Origin of the sequence: Sphingopyxis sp. (genome assembly GCF_035565275.1) — a bacterium.
Classification (GTDB): Bacteria; Pseudomonadota; Alphaproteobacteria; order Sphingomonadales; family Sphingomonadaceae; genus Sphingopyxis.
Genome location: NZ_DATMST010000164.1, coordinates 1 through 9616, shown reverse-complemented (window position 1 = coordinate 9616; position 9616 = coordinate 1). Strand labels below are relative to the sequence as shown.

The 9616-nt window shown below is 64.0% G+C and carries 12 protein-coding genes; 10 read left to right on the top strand and 2 right to left on the bottom strand.

What is annotated here, in order from left to right; genetic code table 11:
- The 9 genes from VN047_RS11390 to VN047_RS11350 all read left to right on the top strand — a co-directional run.
- Window positions 1-292, top strand: a 292-nt coding sequence (locus tag VN047_RS11390) for an RrF2 family transcriptional regulator (RefSeq protein WP_325542740.1), incomplete at its 5' end; no start/stop codon positions are given.
- Entirely contained in the window at window positions 289-1776 is a 1488-nt protein-coding gene (sufB, locus tag VN047_RS11385; protein ID WP_325542738.1) for a Fe-S cluster assembly protein SufB, read from the top strand. The genes VN047_RS11390 and sufB, both read left to right, overlap by 4 nt.
- Entirely contained in the window at window positions 1773-2120 is a 348-nt protein-coding gene (locus VN047_RS11380) for a DUF4180 domain-containing protein (RefSeq protein WP_325542736.1), read from the top strand. The genes sufB and VN047_RS11380 overlap by 4 nt, the downstream gene beginning before the upstream one ends.
- Window positions 2107-2850, top strand: a complete 744-nt coding sequence (gene sufC, locus VN047_RS11375) for a Fe-S cluster assembly ATPase SufC (protein WP_325542734.1) — start codon at window positions 2107-2109, stop codon at window positions 2848-2850. Before VN047_RS11380 ends, sufC begins: the two co-directional genes overlap by 14 nt.
- A complete protein-coding gene (locus VN047_RS11370; RefSeq protein ID WP_325542732.1) occupies window positions 2847-3578 on the top strand; it encodes a SufD family Fe-S cluster assembly protein in 732 nt (243 codons plus the stop codon). The genes sufC and VN047_RS11370 overlap by 4 nt, the downstream gene beginning before the upstream one ends.
- Window positions 3575-4756 carry an aminotransferase class V-fold PLP-dependent enzyme gene (locus VN047_RS11365; RefSeq protein ID WP_414712700.1) on the top strand — a complete coding sequence of 394 codons (1182 nt, stop codon included), beginning with the start codon at window positions 3575-3577 and terminating at the stop codon, window positions 4754-4756. Before VN047_RS11370 ends, VN047_RS11365 begins: the two co-directional genes overlap by 4 nt.
- Window positions 4753-5223, top strand: a complete 471-nt coding sequence (locus tag VN047_RS11360; RefSeq protein WP_325542731.1) for an SUF system Fe-S cluster assembly protein — start codon at window positions 4753-4755, stop codon at window positions 5221-5223. Before VN047_RS11365 ends, VN047_RS11360 begins: the two co-directional genes overlap by 4 nt.
- Window positions 5223-5579, top strand: coding sequence for an iron-sulfur cluster assembly accessory protein (locus tag VN047_RS11355; RefSeq protein ID WP_325542729.1), 357 nt, complete (start codon window positions 5223-5225; stop codon window positions 5577-5579). The genes VN047_RS11360 and VN047_RS11355 overlap by 1 nt, the downstream gene beginning before the upstream one ends.
- Before the next feature lie 50 nt (window positions 5580-5629).
- Window positions 5630-6019, top strand: a complete 390-nt coding sequence (locus VN047_RS11350) for a GNAT family N-acetyltransferase (RefSeq protein WP_325542728.1) — start codon at window positions 5630-5632, stop codon at window positions 6017-6019.
- On the opposite strand, the gene VN047_RS11345 is transcribed toward VN047_RS11350, so the two are convergent.
- Complete coding sequence (locus tag VN047_RS11345; protein ID WP_325542726.1) at window positions 6016-6735, bottom strand: extensin family protein; 720 nt, start codon at window positions 6733-6735, stop codon at window positions 6016-6018. The genes VN047_RS11350 and VN047_RS11345 overlap by 4 nt on opposite strands.
- 253 nt (window positions 6736-6988) lie before the next feature.
- Window positions 6989-8377, bottom strand: a complete 1389-nt coding sequence (locus VN047_RS11340) for a cation:proton antiporter (RefSeq protein ID WP_325542724.1) — start codon at window positions 8375-8377, stop codon at window positions 6989-6991.
- Between the two features lie 315 nt (window positions 8378-8692).
- On the opposite strand from VN047_RS11340, the gene VN047_RS11335 reads away from it, so the two are divergent.
- The coding region (locus tag VN047_RS11335) for a 5'-3' exonuclease (protein ID WP_325542722.1) at window positions 8693-9616 on the top strand (924 nt) is incomplete at its 3' end.

Here is a 9616-nt window from a genome sequence, read left to right as displayed (position 1 = left end):
GTCGCGCGGCAGCGGCGGTGGGGTGCGGCTCGCGCGGCCCGCGGCGGCAATCAACGTTGCCGACATCATCGAAGCGGTCGAAGGGCCGATCGCGCTCACCTCCTGCGTGTCCGAAGGGCGCCATGATTGCTCGCTCGAAGGGAGCTGCAAGGTGCAGCCGCATTGGGGCGTCGTGAACGGCGCGGTGCGCGGGGCGCTGGCGGAAATCAGCCTGGCGAGTTTGAGCGTCGCCCCGAAACACCCCTCCCCTCCGCCGATCCCGGCATTGGCCGGCGACGAGATCAGATTATGACCGACAACACCGAACTTCCCGTCAAGGACCAGGCCGCGCACGACGCCGCGGCGAAGGTCGCCGATTATGAGCATGGCTGGTCCTCCGCCATCGAAACCGACTTCGCGCCCAAGGGGCTGACCGAGGATACGGTCCGCTTCATTTCGGCGAAGAAGAACGAGCCCGAATGGATGCTCGACTGGCGGCTGAAGGCGTTCCGCCACTGGCAGACGATGGAGACGCCCGACTGGGCGAAGCTCAACGTCCCGCCAATCGATTATCAGGACGCCTATTATTACGCGGCGCCCAAGGCGAAGCCGAAGCTTTCTTCGCTCGACGAGGTCGATCCCGAAATCCTCGAGGTCTACAAGAAGCTCGGCATCCCGATCGAGGAGCAGAAGGTGCTCGCGGGGGTCGAGGGCGCGCGCAAGGTCGCGGTCGACGCGGTGTTCGACAGCGTCAGCGTCGCGACGACCTTCCGCGAGGAACTGAAGCGCGCCGGCGTGATCTTCCTCTCCATCTCCGAAGCGATCCGCGAATATCCCGAACTGGTGAAGAAGTGGCTCGGCAAGGTCGTGCCGATGCACGACAATTATTTCGCGACCTTGAATTGCGCGGTCTTCTCCGACGGAACGTTCGTTTACGTGCCCGAGGGCGTGCGCTGCCCGATGGAGCTCAGCACCTATTTCCGCATCAATGCCGAAAATACAGGGCAGTTCGAGCGGACGCTGATCATCGCCGACAAGGGCGCGTATGTCAGCTACCTCGAAGGCTGCACCGCGCCGATGCGCGACGAGAACCAGCTCCACGCCGCGGTAGTCGAACTCGTCGCATTGGATGATGCCGAGATCAAATATTCGACCGTGCAGAACTGGTACCCCGGCAATGCCGAGGGCTTGGGCGGCATCTATAATTTCGTGACCAAACGCGCGCTCTGTCAGGGCAAGCGCAGCAAGGTATCATGGACACAGGTCGAAACCGGCAGCGCGATCACGTGGAAATATCCGAGCTGCGTGCTCAACGGCGACGACAGCGTCGGCGAATTCTATTCGGTAGCGGTTACCAATAATTTCCAGCAGGCCGACACCGGCACCAAAATGATCCACAATGGCAAGCGCACGCGCTCGACCATCGTTTCCAAGGGGATCAGCGCGGGCAAGTCGAACAACACCTATCGCGGCATCGTCCGCGTCGCGCCGAATGCCGAAGGCGTGCGCAACTTCACCCAGTGCGACAGTTTGCTTCTGGGCAGCACCTGCGGCGCGCACACCGTCCCCTATATCGAAGTCCGCAACCCGAGCGCGACCGTCGAGCATGAAGCGACGACAAGCAAGATCAGCGACGACCAGCTCTTCTATGCGATGCAGCGCGGGCTGGGGCAGGAAGAGGCGGTGGCGCTGATCGTCAACGGCTTTGCCAAGGAAGTGTTGCAGCAGCTGCCGATGGAGTTCGCGGTCGAGGCGCAGAAATTGCTGGGAATTTCGCTTGAGGGGAGCGTGGGGTGACCGCCGCCTATCACCTCATGGAGGCCGTGGGCCCGGTTCTCACGCGCGAGGAAGACGCTAACGATTTTCTGTCGGAAGCCTGGTCGAATGAAGCGACATGGCTCGCTGTACCGCGCGAACGGCTGTCGTCCGACTTCTTCCGTCTGTCGACCCGCCTGCTCGGCGCGGTCGCGCAAAAGTTCCAGAATTACAACGTCGGCCTCGCCATCCTCGGCGAGTTCGAAAGCGAAGCGGCGGAAAGTGCGGCCTTTCGCGATTTCGTCCGTGAAACCAACCAGCGCCACGCCTTGTGGTTCGTGGCTGATGAACATGCCTTCCGGGAAAAGCTGAATGCTCAAAATTGAAAACCTCCACGCCACCGTCGCCGACAAGCCGATCCTGAAGGGTCTGTCGCTCTGCATCAATGCGGGCGAGATCCATGCAATCATGGGCCCCAATGGCGCCGGCAAGTCCACGCTGTCCTATGTGCTCGGCGGGCGGCCCGGTTATGAGGTTACCGAAGGGTCGGTGACGTTCGATGGACAGGACCTGCTCGACATGGAGCCGCACGAGCGCGCTGCGGCGGGGCTGTTCCTTGGCTTCCAGTATCCGGTCGAAATCCCCGGCGTGTCGAACGTCCAGTTCCTGCGCGAGAGCTTGAACGCCCAGCGCAAGGCGCGTGGCGAGGAGCCGCTGTCCGGCGGCGATTTCCTGAAGCTGGCGCGCGAGAAGGCGGGGCTGCTCAAGCTCGACATGGACATGCTGAAGCGCCCCGTGAACGTCGGCTTTTCAGGCGGCGAGAAGAAGCGCAACGAGATGGTGCAGATGGGCATCCTGGGTCCCAAGCTCGCGATCCTCGATGAAACGGACTCGGGGCTGGACATCGACGCGCTGCGCGTCGTCGGCGACGGGATCAACGCAATCATGCGGCGCCCCGACAAGGCCGTGCTGCTGATCACCCACTATCAGCGCCTGCTCGACTATGTGCAGCCCGATTTCGTCCACGTGCTGGCGGCCGGCCGGATCGTGAAGTCGGGCGGGCCAGAACTGGCACGCGAGCTCGAAGAACATGGCTATGCGGAGATTGCGGCTTGACCACCGCCACCCTCCCCTCGCGCCGCGACGAAGCTTGGCGCTATAGCGACATCGACGCGGTAACCGCGGCGTGGCCGCTGCCCGCGCCCGAGAGCATCATCGTGCCCGCCGGCGGCGATTTCAAACGCGCGATCGTGCAGGATGAAGGCGCGATCCGGCAGATCGAACTGGTGCTCGGCAAGGGCGCGACCGCGTCGCTGCACATCCTCAACGTTGGCGGCGCCTATGGCCGCATCGAACTGGCGGTAACGCTGCACGAGGGCGCCGACTTCCATTTGGGCGCGGCGCAGATCGGCGGCGGCGCGCAGAATCTCGAGATCGTCACCACCGTCACCCACGCCGAGCCCGGCGCGACGTCGCGGCAGGTCGTGCGTTCGGTGCTTGGCGGCACCGCGACCGGCACCTATCTCGGCAAGGTCGCGGTCGCACGCGATGCGCAGCAGACCGACAGCGAACAGGATGTGAAGGCGATGCTGCTCGACCGCAGCGCGACCGCCAACGCCAAGCCCGAACTCGAAATCTTCGCCGACGATGTGAAGTGCGCGCATGGCTGCGCGATCGGCGAGCTCGACAGACAAGCGCTCTATTATCTCCAGTCGCGCGGGCTGCCGCCGGGCGAAGCGAAGAAGCTGATGCTGCAGGCGTTCGTCGCGGGCGTGTTCGATGGCGCCGAGGATGAGGAGCGATTGCGAGCGCTTGCGCTGGCGAAGCTGGGGGAATTGGTGTGACCATCGCGACCGCCCTCCGCACCTTTCCCGACGTCCGCGGCGATTTTCTTGGCCTGACCCACGGCTGGCACTATCTCGACACCGCCGCTACCGCGCAGAAGCCGCAGGCCGTCATCGATGCGACTGTCAATGCGATGGGCCGCGACTATGCGACCGTCCATCGCGGCGTCTACGCGCGTTCGGCCGACATGACGCTCGCTTACGAAGCGGCGCGGCGGCGGATCGCGGGCTTTATCGGCGCGCGTGAAGAACAGATCGCGTTCGTGCGCGGCGCGACCGAGGCGATCAACCTCGTCGCTTATTCGCATCCGAAGAAAGGCCGCGTGCTGCTGTCGGTGCTCGAGCATCACAGCAATATCGTGCCGTGGCAGCTTGCCGGCTGGCAGGTCGACGTCTGCCCGCTGACCGAAGACGGATGCATCGACCTCGACGCCGCCGAAAAGCTGCTTACCCCCGACCACACGATGGTCGCCTTCGCGCATGTGTCGAACGTGCTCGGCAGCCCGCTCGACGTCGCGCGCGCCGCGGAAATCGCACACCGGGTCGGCGCCGAACTGCTGATCGACGGTTGTCAGGCGGTCCCGCGGCTCCCGGTCGATGTCCCGGTACTCGGCTGCGACTATTATGTCTTCTCGGGCCACAAGCTCTACGGCCCCACCGGCATTGGCGTGCTGTGGAGCGACAAGCTCGACACGCTGCCGCCCTGGCAGGGCGGCGGGTCGATGATCGACCGCGTGACCTTCGAAAAAACGACCTACGCCCCTGCCCCCACGCGCTTTGAAGCGGGCACCCCCGCGATCATCGAGGCGATCGGGCTCGCGGCGGCGGTCGATTATGTCGAAGCGATCGGCATCGATGCGATCCACGCGCATGAATGCGCGCTGGTCGGCACGCTGCGCGAGGCGCTGGCACGCAAGAACAGCATCACGCTGTTCGGTCCTGAAAATAGCGCCGGAATCGTGAGTTTTGCGATGGCGGGGGTTCATCCGCACGACATCGGCACTATCTTGGACGAAAGCGGGGTCGCGATCCGCGCCGGGCACCATTGCGCACAGCCGCTGATGGAGCATCTGGGCGTCGCGGCGACCGCGCGCGCGAGTTTTGGCGTTTACAGCAATGACGACGATGTGGCGGCGCTGGTCGACGGCCTCGCCCGCGTCGAGAGGATTTTCGGATGAGTGAGGACCGGATGATCAAGATCGAGGAAGTCACGAGCGTCGAGGCGCCGCCCAAGGCGCGCGTCGAGGATGTCGAGACCGCACCCGAAAAGCTGGAACGCAAGCGCGACTATCTGGAAGGCTTCCTCGCGGCCAAGCCGGCGGCAGCCGAACCGGGCGCGGTCGGCGGCGACCTGTACGAAGCAGTCGTCAACGCGCTGAAGGACATCTTCGACCCCGAAATCCCGGTCAATATCTACGACCTTGGCCTCATCTACAATGTCGAGATCGACGAGGGGCATGTCATGGTCACGATGACGCTGACGACGCCGCACTGCCCGGTCGCCGAATCGATGCCCGCCGAGGTCGAACTGCGCGTCGGCGCGGTGCCGGGCGTCGGCGATGCCGAAGTCAATCTTGTCTGGGACCCGCCCTGGTCGCCGCAGAATATGAGCGACGAAGCGCGCCTCGAACTGGGAATGCTGTGATGACCGAAACCAAGACCCGCGCACGCCCGGCCGCCGTCACCCTGACCCCCGGCGCGGAAGAGCGCATTGCGAAGCTGATGGCGTCGGCGCCCGAGGGTTCGATCGGCGTTCGCCTGTCGACGCCGCGCCGCGGCTGTTCGGGGCTCGCCTATTCAGTCGATTATGTCACCGAAGAGGTGAAGTTCGACGAGAAGATCGAAACGCCGGGCGGCATCTTCTACATCGACGGCGCGTCGGTGCTGTATCTGATCGGCAGTACGATGGACTGGGTCGAGGATGATTTCGCCGCGGGCTTCGTGTTCGAGAATCCGAACGCCAAAGGCGCCTGCGGCTGCGGCGAGAGCTTTACCGTCTGACGATGCGCGTGCGCCATGCGGGAATCGCCGACGTTCCCGTTTGGGCAGCGATGCGCGCACGGCTTTGGCCGAACGCCAACGCGGCGGAACTCGCCGAAGAACTGCCCGCGATGCTCGACGACGCGACGCTCTGGAATTTCATCCTCACGGACGATACGAATCGCACGATCGGTTTTGCCGAGGTACAGCTCCGCGCGATGTTCGACGGCTGCCCCGTCGCGCCCTATCCGCATATTGAGGGGATATGGGTCGACGCGCATATACGCCGCGAAGGCGGCGCACGGACGTTGCTGGCCGCGATCGAGGCGCGGGCCCGCCGTGACGGACACGACCGCATAGGGTCGGACGTCGAACTCGACAATATCGGCAGTCAGGCCTGGCACACGGCGTGCGGGTTCGCGGAAGAAGCGCGCTCTATCCTCTATTCGAAACCGCTCTAACGGCAGACCGTCCAGCCCGCTGTCCGCGCTGCCATGTCGAAATGGAAATGATTGGCGTGCGCGGCATTATGGTCGGGCGACAATACCGTACTGAACAGACCGCACGACCCGTCCCGGACCTCGTGCAGGAACTCACTGCGCCGGTCGCCCGGTTTCCAGTCGTTGATCAAGGTGATCCGCGTCCCGTCGGCGAGGATGAAGGCCGAGATGTCGATCGCATTGGCGGTCGAATGCTCGCTCTGAGCCTGCCCGCCCGCGATCTTGCGACAATTATAGCTGCCAAGATTTTCGAGTTCGACCACCTTCTGTCCGAAATGCTTCTCTGCCAGCGGCTGGACGACATCCCGGTTCCAGACAATCATCGCCGCGGTGACCGCGCAGCCAGGCGCCGCATTCGCGGGGCGCATCGTCGGCGCGAACCTGTTGCCGGTCAGGATCATGCGCTGGCTTGCACGGCACACGTCGTTGCCTACTGCCGGGCGCCGCAGATAGCCCGCCTCCGCCCGGTCGAAGGCCGCGAAGCAGGCGGTGTCGTCGCTGGCCAGCGCGACGAGCTTCCCGTGCGTCGCCCAGCCTCGCGGGTGCGCTAGTTCAAAGCGCACACCCGGAATATGCTCGGGATGGGCGCGCACCCACTGCATGCCGAGGATCGCGCCGATGGCCAGCAACACCGCGACCGCGAACCAGACAAGATAGGGGCGAAGGCTCTTCATCATGACGTCGCTCCGGTGCCGCAAATTACCGCTTGTTGAAAGCGTTTCCGCAATAGGCTGCAGTTCATTCGGGATCGACGAGAGCGAATTCATGCGGGGCCGCGCGTCAAGCAAGGGTTTGACCGAAACCTCCCCGGCGCGAGCGGCAGTTCCGCCAGGCAGTACCAGCGGCGCCGCAAACCAGATTATCGTCATGGTCCGATTGCGAATTCCCCCGCTCCGGCAAAGGCCCGGAGCGGGGGAATTCGGGAGTTTGTCAGGCGGGCCTCGCGGTCAGCTGGTCGGCGTGCCCCGGCTCGTCCGGCCCCTCGGTTCCGAGCCGGCCGAGTTCGCCCGTCTCGCGCGCCTTGCGGCCATAGACGATCTCGAACAGTGGCCCCGCCATCACCGTGGTGACGATCGCCATCAGCACCATCATCGAGAAGAGCGTCGGGCCGATGATCCCCTTTTGCAGTCCGATGTTGATGATGATCAGTTCCATCAGGCCGCGGGCGTTCATCAACGCGCCGATACCAAGCGCGGTGCGGTTGTCCTCGCCCGCGATCCGCGCCGCAAGCCAGCAGGCACCGAACTTTGCCGCGATCGAGACGAATAGAATGCCGAGCGCAAGCGCGAGCAAAGTCAGGCTGTTCACCGTATCGAGCCGCGTGTTGAGCCCCGAGTAGGTGAAAAAGACCGGAACGAGCAGGATCGTGATCGGCGCGACCTTGCGCTTGATCTCTTCGGTCAGCTTTCCGCGCGGCATGCAGACGCCAAGGATGAAGCCGCCGAACACCGCGTGGATGCCCGCAGCGTCCATGGCGAAGGCGCAGAGCGCGAAGAGCATCAGAACGATCGACAACATCGTATCGCTCATTTCACCGCGTTCCTCGACGATGCGCCCGAGCGGAACAAGCAGCCGGCGCCCGATGAAGAACATGAAGAGCGCGAAGCTGAACCCCCCGACAATCGCGATCAGCGCAACGCCCGGGCCGCCGCCGAAGGTCGCGAGCACGATCGCGAGCACGCACCACGACACCGCGTCGTCGAACGCTCCGGCGGTCAGCGTCAGTGTACCGAGCGATGTGTTCGCGAGGCCGCGTTCGTTGATGATCCGCGCCAGCATCGGGAAAGCGGTGAGCGCGATGCACGCGCCCATGAATAACGTCGCACTGCCCTGGCTCAGTCCCTCGGTGAACAGGCCGGGCACATCGAGCAGGAAGGGCGTGATCAGCGCGGCGAACAGGAACGGTGCGATGATGCCGGCGGCGGACACGCCCATCGCGCTCTTCGCCTTCGACTGAAAATGGTCGAGGCGCAGCGTCGTGCCGACGAGAAACATATAAAGGCCGACACCGACCTGCGCGCACACATAGAGGATGTTGCGCGTCTCCTTCGGAAACAGCGCCACCTGAAATTCCGGGAAGAAGAGGCCGAAAAGCGAGGGACCGATCAGGACGCCGGCGATCATTTCGCCAACGACCTGCGGCTGGCCCAGGAATTTCTTCGCGGCCCAGCCGACGGCGCGGCAAACGATCAGAATCACAGCGATCTGCAGGAAGAAATGGATGCTGAAGTCGGTCGGCGTATAGCTGGCTGCGGAATGGACCGCCGGGCCGTGTGCGCCAAGCACATCACCGACCGCGCGCAGCAGCTCATCGACCATATCTGATACCAATTTCCCTCTCCCGCCATGGCATCGGGCGGCTCACAATCCGCCTGTAGCGGTGTAGTAGCATATTTACATGTGAACGCTCACAGCAATGTGCGGAATTTGCGTGGCGAAGGGCATGAAAGGCGTCACGAACCGCGAACTCAATCAGGCCGTCAGCCGGGCGAAGCGATTTGCATTGGTCGAGCCGGTGTAAGCGTAACCGTTCGCTGACGCCCGGCGCACGTCCTTGTCAGCATCGACATGTCGCGGCAATCGACAGCGATGCCGCAGCTAGGCCATCCGCATAAGCCCTGCTACATCCCCGCCATGTCCGAGAAGAATCATCTCTATCTGGTCGATGGCTCCAGCTACATCTTCCGCGCCTATCACCGCCTGCCGCCGCTGACGAACCCCAAGGGCGTGCCCGTCGGTGCGGTTTATGGTTACACGACGATGCTGTGGAAACTAGCGAAGGATCTGCACGACGCCGATGGGCCGACGCATCTTGCCGTGATCCTCGATCACAGCAGCCAGTCGTTCCGCAACGAAATCTATGACCAGTACAAGGCGAACCGGCCCGAACCGCCCGAGGATTTGCGTCCGCAGTTTCCGCTGATCCGCGATGCGACGCGCGCCTTTTCGCTGCCGTGTATCGAGATGGAGGGATTCGAGGCCGACGACCTGATCGCAAGCTATGCCGAAGCGGCGGTGCGCGAGGGCTGGGATGTCACGATCGTGTCGTCCGACAAGGATCTGATGCAACTGATCCGCGAACCTGACGAAGGTCCGCACGTCGACATGCTCGACACGATGAAAAATGTCCGCCTCGGGCTGGAAGCGGTGAACGAGAAGTTCGGCGTCACGCCCGATCTGGTGGGCGACGTGCTCGCGCTGATGGGTGATAGCGTCGACAATGTCCCCGGCGTGCGCGGCGTGGGGCCAAAGACCGCGACCAAGCTGATCCAGGAATATGGCAATCTGACCGCGGCGCTCGACGGCGCCGAGGGCATGAAGGCGTCGAAGCTGCGCGATAATCTGATCGAGCACCGCCCGATGGCCGAACTGTCGCGCATCCTCGTCGACCTGAAGCGCGACGTCGCGCTGCCCGACGCGCTCGACACGCTCAAGCTCGGCGCCATCCCGCCGCTTCCGCTCAAGACGTTCCTCGACGAGCATGGTTTCCGTTCGCTGTCGGCGAAGCTGGACCTCGGCGGCACGCCGGGCGGGCCGCCGACCTTGCCGCGCGCGACC